Here is a 20,155-nt window from a genome sequence, read left to right as displayed (position 1 = left end):
TCTTTATATAATGCTTTCGGATATTTATATTAATCCTGAACGAACTCTATCCTAAAAATGCTGTATTTTATTTTTCCAACAACTCTTTTAAGAACTCGTCCAATTCCTTATCCAACCCTTTCAGCAATTCATCGTTCACCAGGATCGTATCATCGTCCACCAGTAACAATTCCGCTATGGTCTCTTTCTCTTCATCCACCAAAACGAAAGAGTAAGGCTTCAGGATAGTCACCTTGTCGAAGTCTCCGGCATCTTTCATTCTGCAAAGAATGTTGCGTAGAGAAGGTTCCACACTTTCAAGGAAATCATCCCCTTCATACGTAGCCCATTCTTCGACCATGATGTTCGCCAATTCTTCATCATCATCATTGTAAATATTAAGTTGTCCCGATGTCTGGTCCGGTTGGAGATGGATATCGGTTACAACTGTTTGTTCACAGTTACATGTATATTTAGCGACTGCCTTTTGGATAGCCGATTCGATAATGGATAGTGATTGTTGGCTTAGTTTCATGGGTTCCTTCTTTTTATAAGTTCAAAGGTATAAAAAAAATAAGATTTGATACACAATTTCCTTAAAAATCATCATTAAATCGGCTCATTTGTAATTTTAACTTAGGTAATTGAGCGTTTCTCTCCTTCAATTCGGCTAAATACAAGGACGTAAGATAATAATTCGGCACATCGTCAATGCTGGCCTGAACACTATCTGTGATATTCTTTTTATCAATTTTCTTGGCTAGTTGCTGTGCTTTTTCCGCCCATTCTTCCGCTTTAGCGAGACTATCTTTCATTTCATAATAAACAGCTATGTTGAGAGCTGCCCGCATCTTCTTCTTTTGATTCTTCGTACCTTCGAAAGCCTGGTTCCAAAGTTCGTATGCGTCGTCCCATGAATTTTCGCGTACATAGATGGCAGCATCACGCATGGGAACCGAGCCTCCGGTATACAGATATCGTGTTCCTTTTTTCCACATGGGGACGAGATATTTCACCGGAACTGTCCCTGCAAATACCGCCGCTTCCTCCAGCATTTGTTTGTCGCGAATCATGCGGGTGGCAGCTTCTACGGCAGTACCTCCAAACTCTTCCCAAAAGATGCTGTCGTTAGGATGGAGCGTAGTCATCGGCCGACTACGTTCGGGAAGATACACTTTCACCGTGGGATATACTTTAACGTCTACTGCTCCTTGAAAACAGTTGAACTCATTCAGAAAACGGACAGATTTAGTTGCTTTGAGTTGCAGATTTTCCAATGCAATGATAAAATCCACTCCCAAACTAGAGGCTAACTGACGGACTTCCTCCTGGCTCAACGTACTTTCGCGGGCCAGTTTATCATTTGCCCGCAAAGCGGAATCACAGATGACTACTTCTTCAAAGTAATTCTGATGTGCGATTTCTTCAGCCAGTGATTCGGTGGCAATCTTGGGATCTCCGTTGGCGTATGCCGTTGCACGACTTACCAGCGGTGTACCTTCTTTGATTTTTTCAGTCGTTGTTATTAGTTTGTTATCCGGGGTGTTGCTGGTGTTATTCACGATAGCTACTTTCCGGAGTTGCGGAGGAAAGCTCAAGTCGGCAGGTTGCAGATAATCAATGGAAATCTGTTCCAAACTCTGACAACTACCCAGTGTCAGCAGGAAGATAGTGACGAAAGCCAGTGAATAAGATTTTGCCATAGTTTTGTTCTATTTAGTAATTTGAACAAAAGTACAATTTTGGAGGAATAAAAGAAAGTCTCAAACAGTTTTTAACCGTTTGAGACTTTCTTTTGTGTATTGAAACTTGAGATTATACCTTAATGTTAAAAATTAAATAAGGCTTTTGAGCGAAGCTGATTCAAAAATGAGCGCAAAGAAATAGAAACTCCTACTTACCCAACTTTTAACTCTCAACTCTCAACTCTCCCTTCTCAACTTCTTAAAGGTTTTTACCGTGACAGTTCTTATACTTCTTGCCGCTTCCGCATGGGCAAGGATCGTTACGTCCTACAGTCTTTTCTGCACGGATGGGTTCACGTTTCTGCTGTTCACGAGTATCCTGGCTGGCAGCAGCCTGCTGGTTCGGATCACTCAAGTCCTGCTTGTTTTCGCGATACTTGCTCATATCCTGACGTTGTTCAGGAGCAGCCTGGCGCACTTCCACACGACGGGCAGCCTGTTCGTCCGGAGCTTCCTGTACAGGAATTTGTCCGCGCATCAAGATAGATATAGTCTGGTTGTTGATCTTGTTCACCATGGCGTCGAACAAAGTCACAGATTCCAGTTTATAAATCAACAACGGGTCTTTCTGTTCGTAACTTGCGTTCTGTACGGAATGTTTCAGTTCGTCTAGTTCGCGGAGGTTTTCTTTCCATGCTTCGTCGATAACGTGGAGCAGGATTGATTTCTCGAACGATTTCACCACTTCTTTAGATTCCGATTCGTAAGCCGCTTTCAGGTTACAAGAGATATTATACATCCGTTTACCGTCTGTAATAGGAATCAGGATGTTTTCATACATGTGTCCCTGATTTTCATATACCTGTTTGATAACCGGATTAGCGATCTGTGCCAGACGTTCAGTTTTGCGTTTGAAGTTATCCATCGCAATGTTGAAAGTCTTTTCGGCCAACTTTTCTTTCTTCTCGTTACGGAATTCTTCTTCAGTGAACGGAGTTTCCATCGCCAATGTCTGAAGCAGTTCCATCTGGCAGCCTTCATAATCATTGTTTTCGATAGCATTGGCACAACGGTCCCAAATCATGTTCACGATGTCCATACCGATACGTTCACCCATCAAAGCGTGGCGGCGTTTGGTGTAAACCACTGTACGCTGCTTGTTCATCACGTCGTCATATTCCAACAGACGTTTACGAATACCGAAGTTGTTTTCTTCCACCTTCTTTTGGGCACGTTCGATAGAATTGGAAATCATCTTGTGTTCGATCATTTCGCCTTCCTGGAAACCAAGTTTGTCCATTACGCTGGCGATACGGTCGGAGGAGAACAGACGCATCAAATCATCTTCCAGTGACACAAAGAATACAGAAGAACCCGGGTCACCCTGACGTCCTGCACGACCACGCAACTGGCGGTCTACACGACGGGATTCGTGACGTTCCGTACCGATAATTGCCAAACCGCCCGCAGCCTTTACTTCCGGACTTAACTTGATGTCGGTACCACGACCAGCCATATTGGTAGCAATGGTTACTGTTCCGCTCAAACCGGCAGTAGCAACGATGTCCGCTTCTTTCTGGTGCAGTTTGGCGTTCAATACCTTGTGCTCGATATGGCGCATGGCAAGCATCTTGCTCAACATTTCGGAGATTTCTACCGAAGTAGTACCCACCAATACCGGACGTCCTGCCTGAACCAATTTTTCGATTTCCTCGATAACAGCTTTATACTTTTCGCGTTTCGTCTTGTAAACGCGGTCGTTCATATCCTTTCTTGCAATCGGACGGTTGGTCGGGATCACGACTACGTCCAATTTGTAGATGTCCCAAAGTTCGCCTGCTTCCGTTTCAGCAGTACCGGTCATACCGGACAGTTTGTGATACATACGGAAGTAGTTCTGCAAAGTAATCGTTGCAAAGGTCTGCGTAGCAGCTTCCACTTTCACACGTTCCTTGGCTTCGATAGCCTGGTGCAATCCGTCAGAGTAGCGGCGACCTTCCATGATACGGCCTGTCTGCTCGTCTACGATCTTCACCTGTCCGTCGATCACTACATATTCATCATCTTTCTCGAACATGGTGTAAGCCTTCAACAACTGGTTGATGGTGTGTACACGTTCCGATTTGATGGCATAGTTTGTCAGAAGTTCATCTTTCTTTTCAAGCAGTTGTTCGTTAGTCAGATGTTGGTTTTCCAGTTCCGAAAGTTGTCCGGCGATGTCCGGAAGAACGAACAATGTCGGGTCTTCAGAGTTACCGGTAATCAGGTCTACACCCTTGTCTGTCAGGTCTACACTATTCAGTTTCTCGTCGATCACGAAATACAGCGGATCAGTAACTTCATGCATACGCTTGTTGTTCTGTTCCATGTAGATCTCTTCCGTTTTGAGCATACCTGCCTTGATCCCCTGTTCACTAAGGAACTTAATCAAAGCCTTGTTTTTCGGCAATGCCTTGTGGCTGCGGTATAAAGCGAGGAATCCTTCTTCCACCTCTTTCTTATCGTTGGATGCGATCAGTTTCTTTGCTTCGGAGAGATATTTGGTAGCCAATACTTTCTGTGCTTCTACCAGACGTTCTACTAACGGACGGAGTTGCTCGAACAATTGGTCGTCGCCTTTCGGTACAGGACCGGAGATAATCAACGGAGTACGGGCGTCGTCAATCAAAACCGAGTCGACCTCATCGACGATGGCATAGTTGTGCTGACGTTGTACAAGGTCTTTCGGGCTGATAGCCATGTTGTCACGCAGGTAGTCGAAACCGAATTCGTTGTTCGTACCGAACGTGATGTCTGCCAGGTATGCCTGACGGCGCGCGTCGGAGTTCGGTTGATGACGGTCGATACAATCCACGCTCAATCCGTGGAACATATAAAGAGGTCCCATCCATTCGGAGTCACGTTTGGCGAGGTAATCATTCACGGTAACCACGTGTACACCGTTTCCGGTCAGTGCGTTGAGGAATACCGGGAGGGTAGCCACCAATGTTTTACCTTCACCGGTTGCCATTTCCGCAATCTTACCTTTATGCAGAACGACACCACCGAAGAGCTGTACATCGTAGTGAACCATGTTCCATACCGTATCGTTACCACCGGCTATCCAGTGATTCTGATAGATGGCCTTGTCGCCTTCGATGCGTACAAAATCTTTCGTTGCAGCCAGTTGGCGGTCAAAATCCGTAGCGGTAACAACGATTTCTTCATTTTCTGTGAAACGTTTGGCAGTGGCTTTCACGATAGAAAAAGCAACGGGCAGTACTTCGTCCAGTGCTTTTTCATATTTCTCCAGAATTTCTTTTTCTGTCTTATCGATTTGTGCGAAGACTTCTTCGCGGTCTTCCAGTTCCAGTGTCTCGATGCTTGCCTTCAACTCTTCCACTTTCGCACGTTCGGCGGTAGCCGATTCATGGATATATTTTTTGAGTTCTTCCGTTTTGGCACGGAGGGCGTCGTTGTCCAGTTTCTCAACCTCCGGGTAGGCAGCTTTGATCTTTTCCACCCAGGGCTTGATTTCTTTCATGTCTCGTGTGGATTTGTTTCCGAAAATCGAGCTTAAAAATTCATTAAATCCCATGTTATATTATTTAGTTTATTATTTATCTTTTTCTGCACCACAGATTCCACGGATTTACACAGATTTTTTCATATAGAACACGGATCTTTCTTTTTAATCTGTGTGAATCTGTGGGATTTGTGGCGAATAATCTCCGCAAAGTTACATTAAAATGCTGATTTATTTATGTTTTGCTCCCTGTTTTTGTGAGTAAATTTTTACCGTAGGTCGGTAATAGGAGCAGAAGTACAGGCATTGGGAGCCCGGATGCGCATGAAATGTGCCAGTGTGGGCGCAATATGTTCAATGGTTACAGGTGTCTGGATAATGGCCGGTTTTACGGAATGTCCCATGAAAATCAGCGGTGAAGGGATATAAGAATGACGTACCACTTTGTTTTCGCCGCCGTTCTCGTTGACGATGGTCCATCCGGGAAGAACGTCGATTACGAGGTCGCCCGAACGTTTGCGGTGGTAGCCGTTGCGTATTTTATGAATTTCCGGTGTCCATGAACCCAGCAACAGCCGGTTGGCTGAATATGCTTCGTTCACTCCGCTGAACTGCATCAGGAATTCTGCTGACTTTTGTTGGATCTCTGCCAGATTCAGTTCCTTCTTTTCCAGCAATTTATGATTCAGATAAATCTGCTGGTTGTGGTGAGCTTCCACATACTTTCCTTCGCCATACGTAGCCATCAGGTACATATTCAATAGGGCGGCACAACGGTTGAGATAAAACTCTCCGCCGGGAATCTTGTACAATCCCGAGTCAGCCGATTCGCTGTCCGTATATCCGGTGGAAGTGACGAAAATAAGCACGTTTTGTAGTCCTACTTTCTTGTCGAGCGCTTCGAGCAGGTTTTCGATGCTGCGGTCGAGACGCACGTAGGTGTCTTGTATTTCCATGGCACATTCCTGTACGGATTTATGTGCGTAGTTTCCTGCATAATAAGTGAGTGCCAATAAGTCAGTAATGTCATCCATGCCGATGGAGCTTTTGTTCAATGCTTCTTCGGCAAGTGCGTTCACTTCGTCATTCACAAAAGGGCTGGCGATGAAGCGTCTGTACTTATTGTTACGGTCGTCATCAAATTTATATTTGAAGAGTATATCCCGCCAATCTGGCAGAAAAGTGTACATGCCACGGGGGAATACCGGTTCCCATGTCATACCCGCAATACGGAAATCAATCGCCTGCCGGTCATTGTATTGGCTTGCCCACCACGGAAATTCTCCATAATAGGTCGTTCCGCTCCATTTTCCGGTGTTGGGATTGAGCCAGAAAGCACCGTTTCCGGCATGTCCGGCTGCGAAAAGCGCGGCGTCGCAATCGGGGGCGATGGCATATACGAGTCCTTTGCCTTGGGTAGCTATTTTAAGCTCGTCGGCAATGGTGGAAGTCAGTAATTTGGTGGGTGCGGCCGTTTGGTCGGTGTAATATCCCATGAATTCGGTATCGTCCGTACTGTTGACGGGGCGAAGGGTAGAGGCGTCCATCCATCGTTGGGAGATGATTCCGTTCATGGAAGGCGTCGTGCCGCTGTAAATAGCTGCGATGGCAGAAGCGCGGTCTACGCCGCAGAAGGTATATTCGGCGTTATGGAACACTCTTCCCTCTTTCCAAAGACGTTTGAAGCCTTTCTCGCCGTAGAGTGACGAAAACGCTTCCAGATAGTCCGTACGCAGTTGGTCGATAGTCAGCCCTACCACTAATTTAGGGGCGGAAGGCAGTGACTGGGCTTGTAGCCCGGTGAAAGTCAGTACGGTGATGAGGGAAGTTAGTAGTCCTTTCATTATTTCTTTTTAGATGTCACAATCAGATTGCTTGCTGAACGTATCAGCAAAACGAGTGCCAAAGGTACAACAGCAAAGTCAAATCTTTGCGGAATTACAGGAAAAAGCACTATAAAAAGTGTTAAAACGACCAGATTCAAGGTCAAGTACCAGCATTTCTTCCCTTTTCGGACACAATATACGATGTAGGGAAGGAAAAGAAGTTGTCCCGGATGGAAAACCAATAACAGGAAATTGGAGCTGACTGCCGGGTGTTGGGAGAAGAGGGCGAGGAAGGCGAGGACGCATCCCACGATACCTGCCATGCCAAAAAGAACAAGGTCGATTCCCCATAATCCGGTTCTCCGGCGGATGCCATAGATCGTGGCGGCGGCTGTCAGTATAAATAAGAGTAACGAGCATTGGAGAGGAGTGGGCATCCAGCCGCTTTCATCCGGTTCGGGAGTGACGTCGATTATCAGTTCGTTGGTCTTGACAAGCGGACGGGAATAGGTATCTGTGGAAATCTGTGCGCCGTCGAAAGCATCCATCAGATAGAAGGGGGCAAACATCATTTGCCGTTGTGTGATGGGCTGGTCGGCTTCGCTTCCGATGCAGAGGTCGATGCCGAAACGCGCCCACGGATGTCCTTTGCAATATTGATGTACGATGTCGCGGAAAGTGCGCGAACCATCCTGCGGTTCCGTCGGATAAACCACCTTTCCTGCAATGCTTTCTTCTATCTTGTCCCGGGGACGGGTGGCGCAATTGTCGTAAAAGAAATTATAGCGGTACACCCGGTTTTCCGGGCGATAATTTTCTTGTAATAACTGGATTAGTTCTGTTTTCTCTTCATCAGTCAGGTTCAGTGTCTGCTGCCACACGCTGCGTCCGTAGAATGCGTATTCAGCCGCAAAATGCTCATAATCCGTTACTCCCAGTTGGTAATCGGTTTCTCCGAGCGAGAAGCGGAAGATGAAGTTAGGAGTGTTGAAACTGAATAATCCGTAATTGAACACAACGTCAATCCCTTGTGACGGGTTTTCATAGCGGATGGCAGTGTGTCCGAACAGGGAATATATTTCTTCTCCGGGAGCGCAAGTCAACAAGCTCAAGCGGATGGAGTCGTTGCTGTTGGCAGGTGCTTGTCCGGCGGACGGAAGCAGCAGGAAGAAGGAGAGGATTGTATATAAGAAAAACCGTTTCATTAGCTGGCTCGTTTTATTTTGGTGGCAAATATAGGAAGAATTGTTGGATTCGGGAAAACGGTGGTTCTGTTTTATCGGAATAGAGTCTCTATTTCATACAAACAGAGGCTCTATATGGCTTAAACAGAGGCTCTGTTTCCCTCAAATAGAGCCTCTATTTTGGGGCTAAAAAATCGAACAGCCAAACGAACACCCCCTGAAGGTGGCTCAACTGCTTGTCTGTCATGCGTTTGCAACGCTCGGAAAAAAGTAGGCGAACCACCAACCGAACATATATAAATACTAAAATATAATAATCTATATAATATAGTTCGCTCAACACACTTTTTCTGTGTTTTGTGAATGAAAAAATGAAGATGATTCAGGAAATTTGCCTTTAGATGAGATAAAACGGAGCCTCTGTTTGGATGAAATAATGTTTCTGTTTGAACGGAAAATTGATTACAAAACAGCGGAACGCTTTGTGGAACGCTGTTTTTCTCTTGTAATCTATTGCTTATTAGCTGTTTATGATGTAATGAAAAAGGACTGCCGAACGCAAAGTGGAATACATAATAAACAATAAAAGATAATTGATCTATTTAAAAATAGATAGTTCGATATTTTTGTTTTGGGGGATTTCTAAAATGAAAAAAGAAGATAATTCCTCTTCTATGCTTCAACTTTTCTTTTTTTACTTTACCTTTGCGCCCGCTAAAGAACCAAAAGATTTGAATTTAATAATCGACATAGGAAATACAAAGGCAAAGATTGCTTTCTTCGACGGCGGAGAAATGGTGGATGTAGTAGCTGAATCCAATCAGTCTCTAGGTTGCTTGAAAGCTCTTTGTTCTCAATATCCGGTTGAGCAGGGGATTGTGGCTACTGTCATTGATTTAAACGAAAAGGTTTTAGCTGATTTGGCCGCTTTGCCGTTTCCTTTGCTCTGGCTCAATCATCAGACTCCGCTTCCGGTTGTCAACCTGTACGAAACTCCCGAAACATTGGGATATGATCGTATGGCTGCCGTAGTGGGTGCTAATGAGCAGTTTCCTCATCGGGATATATTGGTGATTGATGCGGGAACTTGCATTACTTACGAGTTTATCGACTCAAAAGGCCAGTATCATGGCGGTAATATATCTCCCGGTATGCAGATGCGTTTCAAGGCACTGCATCAGTTTACAGGACGTTTGCCCCTGGTAGACACCAACGGGCGCAAACTCCCGATGGGACGGGACACCGAAACGGCTATACGCGCCGGAGTGATGAAAGGGATGGAATACGAAATTTCAGGTTATATTGAGTCTATGAAGCATAAATATCCTGAACTTTTGGTTTTTTTAACGGGCGGAGATGATTTTTCTTTTGATAGCAGCGTAAAAAGTATCATCTTTGCAGATAGATTTTTAGTGTTGAAAGGATTAAATAGAATTTTAAACTATAATAATGGTAGGATTTAAACACACACTTTGTGCGCTTTTGCTCACGATGGTTACCGGAATGGCAATCGCTCAAAATAATACAAACTCTCCTTATACACGATATGGCTATGGCGACTTGTCCGATCAGAGTTTCGGGAATAGCAAGGCGATGGGGGGAATTGCTTTTGGACTTCGGGATGGAGCACAGATCAATCCGCTGAATCCTGCTTCGTATACAGCCATTGACTCGTTGACGTTTATTTTTGAAGGAGGCGTTAGTCTGCAAAATATGAATATTAGTGGCGGTGGTGTGAAACTGAACGCTAAAAACTCTAGCTTCGACTATCTGGCTATGCAATTTCGTTTGCATCCGAGGGTAGCGATGAGTATCGGTCTGTTGCCGTTCTCCAATGTGGGATATTCTGTATCGGAAAGCAATGAGGCTACAGAAACTTCACCGTATAGCACGAAAAGCCTTACTGGTGAGGGAGGTTTACATCAACTGTATGTTGGTGCGGGTGTAAAAGTCTTGAAAAACCTGTCTGTTGGTGTGAATGCTTCTTATTTTTGGGGAGACATAACCCGCTCGTTGACGCAGCTTTATCCGAATACCGCTTCTGCTTATTCTTACATTAGGCAGAATGCTGTGTCAGTGTCGGATTATAAATTGGATTTTGGATTGCAATATACGCAAGAATTTAACAAAAAACATTCAGCCACTATCGGAGCAGTATATTCTCCGAAGCATAAACTGAATAATGATTATACAGTAACGACGCAAGCTAGCTCAACTGTCAGTCAGGATTGGGATGCTACACTTGAAGTGCCTAATACTTTTGGCGTCGGCTTTACATATAACTATGACAAACGTTTGACTGTCGGTCTGGATTATAGTTTGCAGCAATGGTCAAAAACAAAGTTTGGCGTAAATACATCGGATGATGCTGTACGTGAAGATTTTGATGAAACATACACGTATTGCGACCGTCATAAAATATCAGTGGGTGCGGAATATATTCCCAATTTGATTGGACGTTCCTATTTATCCCACATCAAATATCGTTTGGGAGCTTATTATACGACTCCGTATTATAAGATTGGCGGTAAAGACGCAGCCCGCGAATATGGCGTAACTGCCGGTTTCGGTCTGCCTGTGCCTCGTTCCCGTTCCATCCTTAGCATCAGCGGACAGTTTGTTCGTGTAAGTGGACAGGAATCGACTTTTGTAAACGAAAATATCTTCCGCGTTAGCATCGGATTGACGTTCAACGAACGTTGGTTCTTCAAGCGCAGAGTAGAGTAATTGAGATGAATGTAAGAAGAGAAAGAATAGACGACTATAATAATAACAACTAAAATTTAGATACAATGAAAATTAAAACGCTTGTGGCTATGTTGTTCCTTTCGGCAGGGGCAACCACTGTGGTAGCACAGGATGCGACTAACTGTAACTCGAACAGTAGTATCTCGCATGAAGCTGTGCGTGCAGGTAACTTTAAAGATGCGTATACTCCTTGGAAAGCTGTGTTGGAAAACTGCCCGACGCTTCGTTTCTATACTTTTACTGACGGATATAAAATTCTGAAAGGCTTGATGGGACAAATCAAGGATAGGAATAATCCGGAATATCAGAAATATTTTGATGAACTGATGAATACGCATGATTTGCGTATCAAATACACAGATGAGTTCTTGGCTAAAGGTACAAAAGTGTCTTCTGCTGATGAAGCTCTGGGTATCAAAGCAGTAGATTACATCGCTTTCGCTCCGAAAATTGATGTCAATCAGGCTTATCAATGGTTGAGCCAGTCGGTAAATGCAGTAAAAGCTGAATCTGCTGCCGCTACTATCTTCTATTTCCTGCAAATGTCTTTGGATAAACTGAAAACAGATCCTAACCATAAGGAACAATTCATTCAGGATTATCTGGCTGCTTCTGAATATGCTGATGCTGCTATTGCTGCTGAAACGAACGAAGCAAAGAAGAAAAACTTGCAAGGTATCAAAGATAATCTGGTTGCTTTGTTTGTAAACAGCGGAACGGCTGATTGCGAATCACTGCAAAACATCTATGGACCGAAAGTAGAAGCTAACCAAACAGATCTGGCTTACTTGAAGAAAGTAATCGACATCATGAAAATGATGAGATGTACGGAAAGCGAAGCTTATCAACAGGCTGCTTTCTATGTGTACAAAATAGAACCTAGTGCAGATGCCGCTACCGGATGTGCTTACCAGGCATTTAAGAAAGGTGACATCGACGGTGCTGTCAAATTCTTCGACGAAGCCATTGGATTGGAAACTGACAACGTGAAGAAAGCTGAAAAAGCATACGCTGCCGCAGCAGTATTGGCTTCTGCTAAAAAACTGTCTCAAGCAAGAGCATATTGCCAGAAAGCTATCGGGTTCAACGAAAACTATGGTGCTCCATATATCCTGATTGCCAATCTGTATGCAATGAGTCCTAACTGGAGCGACGAGTCAGCTTTGAACAAGTGTACTTACTTTGCAGTAATCGACAAACTGCAACGTGCAAAACAAGTAGATCCGAGCGTAGCTGAAGAAGCTAACAGCTTGATCGGTAGATATTCTGGTCATACTCCACAAGCTAAAGACCTGTTTATGTTAGGTTACAAGCAAGGCGACCGCATCACTATCGGCGGTTGGATAGGAGAGACTACAACGATTAGATAACCGTATGTTGCGAAAACGAAGAAACCGTTTGTTGCATAAAAGCATGAGCATAACAATCACCTTCGGGGTGGTTGTTATGCTTCTTTTATTATCTTCCTGTGGCGGAAAACAGAAAGCTATGGGAGAGGCTATCACAGAACGTGATTCTCTTCCGGTGATGACCACATTGGGAGTTACTACCCTTATTTCCGATTCCGGAGTGACACGTTATAGGGTGAACACGGAAGAGTGGATGATGTACGACCGTAAAAAGCCTTCGTATTGGGCGTTTGAAAAAGGTGTGTATATGGAGCAGTTCGACTCTATCTTTAATGTAGAAGCCAGTATTAAAGCAGATACTGCCTATTATTATGACAAAGAAAGGCTTTGGAAGCTGATAGGGAATGTGGATATACAGAACCGCAAAGGAGAGCGTTTTAATACCGAACTGCTCTACTGGAATGAGGCCACTCAAAAAGTGTATTCCGACAAGTTTATACGTATTCAGCAACCGGACAGAATTATCACAGGACACGGCTTCGACTCGAACCAGCAAATGACTATATATACCATTCGTAATATTGAAGGTATTTTCTATGTGGACGAGGAAGCGAGTAGCGGTCCGCCCCAACCGGAAACAAAAGCACTGCCGGATTCAGTGAATAAAGATACTGCGAAATAGGCGAAGTCATATCATTGTACCGTATCTCGTAAATCGTCTGATCGTAAATCAAAACTTATGAATATTTATATCTCTCTAATTATCACCATGGTCTTTTCCGCTTTCTTTTCAGGAGTGGAGATTGCCTTTGTGTCGGTAGACAAACTGCGTTTTGAGATGGAACGCAAGGGGGGAATTACGTCCCGCATCCTTTCTATCTTCTTCAAGAACCCGAATGAATTTATCTCTACCATGCTGGTGGGGAATAATATCGCACTAGTCATCTATGGTATCCTGATGGCACAGATTATCGGCGACAATCTGCTGGCGGGATTCATTGACAATCATTTCCTGATGGTGTTGGCGCAGACCGTTATTTCTACCCTGATTATCCTGGTGACCGGAGAGTTTTTGCCGAAAACAATCTTCAAAATCAATCCCAATCTGGTCTTGAATGTTTTTGCCATTCCGCTTATTGTTTGTTATGTGATTCTCTATCCCATCTCCAAATTAGCCTCCGGCTTGTCTTGTATCTTCCTTCGCCTCTTTGGAATGAAGGTTAATAAGGATGCGTCCGACAGAGCTTTTGGAAAAGTCGATCTGGACTATTTCGTACAAAGCAGCATTGATAATGCCGAAAATGAAGAAGAGCTGGACACGGAAGTGAAAATCTTCCAGAACGCCCTCGACTTCTCGAACATAAAAATCCGCGACTGCATCGTTCCCCGTACCGAAGTGGTGGCTGTCGATCTGACTACCTCGCTGGACGAGCTGAAAAGCCGCTTCATAGAATCCGGAATCTCCAAGATAATCGTGTATGACGGGAATATCGACAATGTAGTCGGTTATATCCATTCGTCGGAAATGTTCCGTGCCCCGAAAAACTGGCATGAGAATGTGAAACAAGTGCCGATTGTGCCCGAAACGATGTCCGCCAACAAATTGATGAAACTCTTCATGCAGCAAAAGAAAACGATTGCCGTAGTGGTGGATGAATTTGGCGGTACGTCCGGCATCGTGTCTCTGGAAGACCTCGTTGAAGAAATCTTTGGAGATATAGAAGACGAACACGATAACACTTCCTATATCAGCAAGCAGATCGACGAACGCGAGTATGTGTTGTCCGCCCGCCTGGAGATAGAAAAAGTCAATGAGACGTACGGACTCGACTTGCCCGAGTCGGATGATTATCTGACAGTAGGAGGGTTGATCCTGAACCAATATCAGAGCTTCCCGAAGTTGCATGAAGTGGTCCGGGTAGGACGTTATCAATTCAAGATAATTAAGGTCACAGCGACAAAAATAGAACTCGTGCGATTAAAAGTCTTGGAATAATGACGATAATCAAGAAATTTTTAGCCAATAAATAGATGCATATTAGCATTTTTTGTATCTTCGTGCGCTAAAACGACAAAAGAAAGAAATAATAATAAACATAAATCGTATTAATCAAAATGGCAACGTTACAAAACATTAGGTCGAAAGGACCTCTATTGGTGATTGTTATCGGCTTGGCGCTGTTTGCTTTCATTGCGGGTGACGCATGGAAGGTGATGCAGCCGCATCAGGCACATGACGTAGGTGAGGTGAACGGAGACGCTCTTTCCGCTCAAGAGTATCAGAATTTGGTAGAAGAATATACCGAAGTAGTGAAACTCATGCGTGGGGTGACCGCCTTGAATGACGAACAAACCAATCAGGTGCGCGATGAAGTATGGCGTTCCTACGTAAACAATAAACTGATCGAAAAAGAAGCAAAAGCACTGGGACTGACTGTTTCTGCTGCTGAAATCCAGGACATCCTGAAAGCAGGCGTTCATCCTTTGTTGAGACAAACTCCTTTCCAGAATCCGCAAACAGGAAACTTCGACAAGGATATGTTGAACAAGTTCCTCGTGGAATATGCCAAGATGAGCGAATCACAAATGCCGGCACAGTATGCTGAACAATACAATAACATGTATAAATACTGGTCTTTCATTCAGAAAACTCTGATCGAGAGCCGTCTGGCAGAAAAGTATCAGGCATTGGTGTCTAAAGCTCTTCTTTCCAATCCGGTGGAAGCACAGGACGCTTTCGACGCAAGAGTGAACCAGTACAACGTGTTGATGGCTGGTATTCCTTACTCTTCTGTAGTGGACTCTACAATCGTAGTGAAAGAATCGGAACTGAAAGACTTGTATAACAAGAAGAAAGAACAATTCAAGCAATATCAGGAAACTCGTGACATCAAGTACATCGATGTACAAGTGACTGCAAGTGCTGAAGATAGAGCTGCTATCCAGAAAGAAGTGGACGAAGCTACTGAACAGTTGGCTACTACTACGGAAGATTATACTTCTTTCATCCGCTCGACTGGCTCGGAAGCTCCTTATGTAGACTTGTTCTATAACAAAACAGCTTTCCCGTCAGATGTAGTTGCCCGTTTGGACTCTGCTTCGGTAGGTACTATTTATGGTCCTTACTATAACGGTGCCGACAATACAATCAACTCTTTCAAAATTGTAGCTAAAGCTGCTGCTGCCGACTCTGTCGAATTCCGTCAGATTCAGGTATACGCAGAAGATGCTGTGAAGACAAAGACATTGGCTGACAGTATCTACAACGCGATCAAAGGTGGCGCTAACTTTGCTGATCTGGCAAAGAAATATGGTCAGACTGGTGATGCAAACTGGCTAACTTCTGCACAGTACGAAGGTGCACAGATAGACGGAGATAACCTGAAATTCATCTCTGCTATCAACAATACAGGTGTGAACGAATTGGTGAACTTGCCGATGGGACAAGCAAACGTAATTCTTCAGGTAACGAACAAGAAATCTGTAAAAGACAAATATAAAGTAGCTGTTATCAAGCGTGAAGTAGAGTTCAGCAAAGAAACTTACAACCGTGCTTATAATGATTTCAGCCAGTTTATCGCAGCTAATCCGAGTGTAGAAAAGATGGTAGCTAACGCTGAAGAGGCCGGTTACAGACTGCTCGACAGAATGGATTTGAGCAGCTCTGAACATAATATCGGTGGTGTAAGAGGTACAAAAGAAGCGTTGAGATGGGCGTTTGATAAAGCAAAACCGGGTGATGTTTCCGGCTTGTACGAATGTGGCGAAAGCGATCACATGATGGTAGTAGGTCTGGTAGGCATTAAGCCGGAAGGATATCGTCCGTTGAAAGCAGTACAGGATCAGTTGAGAGCTGAAATCGTAAAAGATAAGAAAGCTGAAAAGATTATGGCTGACATGAAAGCTGCCAATGCAACTTCATTCAACCAGTACAAAGAGATGACTAATGCAGTCAGCGACTCTTTGAAGATGGTTACTTTTGCAGCTCCTGCATACGTATCAGCATTGCGCAGCAGCGAACCGCTGGTAGGTGCTTATGCTTCTGCAGCTGAAGTAAATCAGTTGAGCGCTCCTATCAAAGGTAATGCCGGAGTATTTGTATTGCAGGTATACGGTAAGGACAAATTGAACGAAACATTCGACGCAAAAGCAGAAGAAGCTACGCTGACTAACATGCATGCACGTTTTGCCAGCCGTCTGATGAATGATTTGTATCTGAAAGCAAACGTAAAAGATACACGCTTCTTGTTCTTCTAAACAAGTAGCAAGTAATAGATATTAGGCACGGATTACACGGATTTACGCGGTTTAAACTTATGAGGGAACCGCGAAACCCGTGTAATCCGTGCCTTTTTTGTGGTCGTTTTTTTTGTTTATGGTCTTTGTTATCTGATTAAATTTCCATATCTTGCCAATCTTTATCAATTGGCTTTGCGAAATACTTCATTAACTAATACGAATCTATATTATGACTAAACAACTAGCCCAGTATTCAGTTCCCGCTGAAAATTCACGTGTTATCCGTGTTTTCCTTTCGTCAACGTTCAGAGACATGGAGATGGAACGTTCTGCATTAGTCAAACTCTTTAAGGGTTTGCAAGTGAAGGCTGCCAGCCGTGGTGCCACCATTTCATTGGTTGATTTACGTTGGGGAATCACAGAAGAAGATGCGAAAAGCGGCAAGGTTGTTGAAATATGCCTGAAAGAGATCGTTAACTCCCGGCCTTTCTTCATAGGTATGGTAGGCGACCGCTATGGATGGTGTCCCAGTTATGAAGATTTATCTCAAACTCTCAATGACAGCCTGGAATATCGTTGGATAGAAGATGACTTGAATCACCATTTGAGTGTGACGGAAATTGAAATGCAGTTTGGTGTACTGCGCAATCCCAATCCGTTACATGCCTATTTTTATATAAAACGGTCGGCAGATGATGAACTGTCTTGCCCTGAAGAGGAGTCTCTTAAATTGAAACGCCTGAAAAAGAGTATTTTGCAGCAAGATCGTTATCCTGTGCAGGAGTATGATTCGCCCGATCAGTTGTGTAACCTTGTGGAAGCTGCTTTCACGGAATTGCTTGAACGGGAGTTTCCGGATGTACTGACCGTTGAAGATAATCAAGCATTGCAAGAACAACTGACGCGCAATGAACTCTTATTCAATTATCACCCAATACCTGAAGCAGATCAGGCGTTTGCTGATTTTTTGGCGGCGGATGAACAGCGGTGTCTGGTGGTAACGGGTGATTGCGGTCTTGGCAAGAGTGCTTTGTTGGCTCATTGGAGCGATTTGGTGAACAATGATATGCCGATGATTCCTATCTATCATCGCTTGGATAGTACTACATTGTCTTCTTATCCGGAAACGTTGGCGAGAATGTTAGCTTCCAAATGCCAGAACGCACTCAAGCATCAATCTTTGGGTGAAGAAAATTTGTTCGCGGCGGAAGTTTCAAAAGAACTGGACTCGACCCAAAGCACTGCCAAATCCATCATGGACGCCGTGAAAAACTCGGTTTTGATGGGAGATGCTGGCTTGAACACTTTTTCAGGAAACACACTTCGAAACCTCAAGGAGATTGAAGAAGATTTGAATTCTATCCAAAAGTTCAGTCAGTTGTGGAGTGCGTTGGGTGCATCAAGATACCCTATCATTCTGCTGATTGATGACATCAGTTATCTGAATCCGACTGAAGCATCCCTGTTTTCTTTATTTGCATCTATTCCCCCGAACGTGAAAGTCGTGTTGAGCTTTTCTGCGTCATCCACTGCCTACCTGCCCTTTGTTCAGAATGGCTACGCCCATTTCCAGTTGAATGGTTTTTCACAGGCGGATGCCAAGTCGTTCTCAAAGCAATATTTGTCTACTTACTCCAAGGCTTTGTCCGCACAACAGGAAGATATTCTTGCTTCGTGGGTGCTGGCTAAACAACCGCGCTGTTTAAGTGTATTGCTCAACGAGCTGGTTTCGTTCGGTCAGTACGATGCTCTCAATGAATATATGAGTGGATATTGCCGGCTCAATGAGGTTGGGCAATTCTATGACAGTGTGTTACGGCGTTTGTCGGCTGATTATGGTTTCGAAGAGATTGGAAGAACGCTTCTGATGCTTTCACTTACTTTAGAAGGATTTACCGAAGATGAAGTGAAGAGCATGGCAGACATTAATCAGATACTTTGGTCGCAGTTGAGAGTGGAAATGAGTAGCTGGCTCACCAACAAAGGAGGACGATATTGCATTGGTGACACACAAATGGTAGAGGCAATCGAACGCTATTTCGCTCAAGATGACGAATGTATAGATGATAGTCGCCATGAAATTATTTCCGCTTTGCTGGATGAGGAAGAGATTCTTTCCCATCCGTTGACTTTTGCCGATTATAACTATCGCATGAAACAGTTCTGCTACCATGATTCGTATCGCTATAAAGTGGAGATTACCTATCAATGCTATAAGATGCAAGAATGGGATATATTGAAGGATTGGATTTGTGATGTGGAGATTTTCGAGATTCTGTATCGCACGAATCGTTCTCTGTTGGAAGATAGCTGGAAGGCGATCATGAACGACAATCCTGAAGTTACGCCTGAAGTCTATGCCGAATTGGACTTTGATGAGATCGATTCTTTTTTAATTCCTGTCATTGCTAATGATATGGCTACTTTCTTGAGCAGTTCTTTCCATCTGACGAAGGCGGCAGCTGCTGTGAGTGAGAAGAGTATGGAAGGTGCTGCCATGCCACTCATTGCCAAGTCGGTATTGAAGATGAATGAGGGATGCCGGTATGCCCGTAATGAAGAATACGAAACGGCATGCGACTGTTTCCTGAAAGCATTGGTGATGCAGGAAAACATTGTACCGACTCCGGAACTGGAGATTGCCAACACCTGCCGAAATCTAGCTCTGGCATATTACTACAATGAGCAATACAATGAAGCAGTGACCTATTTGAATAGGGCGCTTGATTATCATGCGGCTTCTGCTGACGAGAAGAGTCAGGCAGAAGTCATTGAACTTTCCGAATATCTGGCTTATTGTGATTACTATAAGGATGAGGAAGAGAGTGCTGCCGAGAAATTCCGGAAAGTAGCTGAAATGCACGAGTCGTTGAATGGCAGACTGTCTGGTGGAGTGGCTAAATGTTTGCGTATGCAGGGTAAATGTCTTTATTATATCAAACGATACGATGAAGCATGGATGCTGATGAATCAGGCGTTGGACATTGCTATACAGATAGACAGCAAAAAACAGATCGTCGCTTGTCATAAACAGTTGTATTATCTATGCAGGGAATTCAAGCGGATGATGAATGAACGTGGCGATGAGCAGGCGTCTACTTTATTCTTCCGTGAGTCTCTTCTGCATGAAATGTATTTCAGCGAAAAACCGCGTCTGGCGGAACTGACTGTCCGCTACGAGGCATTGAGATGTGATATTATGCAGCAGTATTACATGAATAAAGACTATGATAACGTGATTCGTATTGCAACGTCTTTGGATTTTCACGATGATACTGACCTTAATGCTTCCTGTCTGGTATATTATTACAAAGCACAGGCTTATGTGAAGTTGGAGAATTATCCAATGGCGAAAGAGGCTTTCTTCAGAGAGTTTGAACTGCGAAAGAAATATCTGGGATGGGAGGATGAAGATACGATTCTGGCTTGTCAGAACCTAGGGGTTTTGCACAGCTTTTGTAATGAACGGGAAGAGGCGCTGGCTTGTTTCCGTGAGGCGTACGGTCATGAAGTGAAAAAGAATGGCGAGGATTCTGAAATGGCGCAAAAGCTACTTCAATATATCAGCGTGGTTGAATCATAACGGAGGCATACTTCCCTTTTTTGTTAACTTTTACATTCCTGCTATACGGAAATCGAC

12 protein-coding genes are annotated in these 20,155 nt (G+C 44.1%); 7 read left to right on the top strand and 5 right to left on the bottom strand.

The annotated features are described in order from the left end of the window. Positions 1–67: 67 nt before the first annotated feature. From DW173_RS02785 to DW173_RS02765, 5 genes are all read right to left on the bottom strand, one after another. On the bottom strand, positions 68–514 hold the full coding sequence (locus DW173_RS02785; RefSeq protein WP_008020975.1) for a hypothetical protein: 447 nt from the start codon (positions 512–514) through the stop codon (positions 68–70). Positions 515–575: 61 nt separating this feature from the next. Then, on the bottom strand, positions 576–1,682 hold the full coding sequence (locus tag DW173_RS02780; RefSeq protein ID WP_004314052.1) for a DUF6340 family protein: 1,107 nt from the start codon (positions 1,680–1,682) through the stop codon (positions 576–578). Between the two features lie 241 nt (positions 1,683–1,923). After that, complete coding sequence (gene secA / locus DW173_RS02775; protein WP_008645335.1) at positions 1,924–5,241, bottom strand: preprotein translocase subunit SecA; 3,318 nt, start codon at positions 5,239–5,241, stop codon at positions 1,924–1,926. Positions 5,242–5,438: 197 nt separating this feature from the next. After that, positions 5,439–7,013, bottom strand: coding sequence for an alkaline phosphatase family protein (locus DW173_RS02770; RefSeq protein WP_087318634.1), 1,575 nt, complete (start codon positions 7,011–7,013; stop codon positions 5,439–5,441). Continuing rightward, a complete protein-coding gene (locus tag DW173_RS02765; RefSeq protein ID WP_120143667.1) occupies positions 7,013–8,200 on the bottom strand; it encodes a DUF4105 domain-containing protein in 1,188 nt (395 codons plus the stop codon). Before DW173_RS02765 ends, DW173_RS02770 begins: the two co-directional genes overlap by 1 nt. A gap of 653 nt (positions 8,201–8,853) precedes the next feature. Here DW173_RS02765 and DW173_RS02755 point away from each other — a divergent pair. From DW173_RS02755 to DW173_RS02725, 7 genes are all read left to right on the top strand, one after another. Beyond that, entirely contained in the window at positions 8,854–9,642 is a 789-nt protein-coding gene (locus DW173_RS02755; protein WP_008020984.1) for a type III pantothenate kinase, read from the top strand. Further along, entirely contained in the window at positions 9,629–10,906 is a 1,278-nt protein-coding gene (locus DW173_RS02750; RefSeq protein WP_009039713.1) for an OmpP1/FadL family transporter, read from the top strand. The genes DW173_RS02755 and DW173_RS02750 overlap by 14 nt, the downstream gene beginning before the upstream one ends. Before the next feature lie 65 nt (positions 10,907–10,971). Continuing rightward, positions 10,972–12,297, top strand: a complete 1,326-nt coding sequence (locus DW173_RS02745) for a hypothetical protein (RefSeq protein WP_008017009.1) — start codon at positions 10,972–10,974, stop codon at positions 12,295–12,297. A 43-nt stretch (positions 12,298–12,340) separates the two neighbouring features. Next, positions 12,341–12,958: an LPS export ABC transporter periplasmic protein LptC gene (gene lptC, locus DW173_RS02740; protein WP_008645327.1), complete on the top strand. Its 618-nt coding sequence runs from the start codon at positions 12,341–12,343 to the stop codon at positions 12,956–12,958. Between the two features lie 57 nt (positions 12,959–13,015). Then, positions 13,016–14,272, top strand: a complete 1,257-nt coding sequence (locus DW173_RS02735; RefSeq protein ID WP_118194596.1) for a hemolysin family protein — start codon at positions 13,016–13,018, stop codon at positions 14,270–14,272. A gap of 119 nt (positions 14,273–14,391) precedes the next feature. After that, positions 14,392–16,533: a peptidylprolyl isomerase gene (locus DW173_RS02730; protein WP_004320851.1), complete on the top strand. Its 2,142-nt coding sequence runs from the start codon at positions 14,392–14,394 to the stop codon at positions 16,531–16,533. 211 nt (positions 16,534–16,744) lie between these two features. Next, positions 16,745–20,098, top strand: a complete 3,354-nt coding sequence (locus tag DW173_RS02725) for a DUF4062 domain-containing protein (RefSeq protein WP_120143663.1) — start codon at positions 16,745–16,747, stop codon at positions 20,096–20,098. Positions 20,099–20,155 lie beyond the last annotated feature (57 nt).

The sequence above is a fragment of the Bacteroides sp. AM16-13 genome (assembly GCF_003602705.1).
Lineage (GTDB): Bacteria > Bacteroidota > Bacteroidia > Bacteroidales > Bacteroidaceae > Bacteroides > Bacteroides xylanisolvens.
This window is presented reverse-complemented; position numbering and strand designations above follow the sequence as displayed.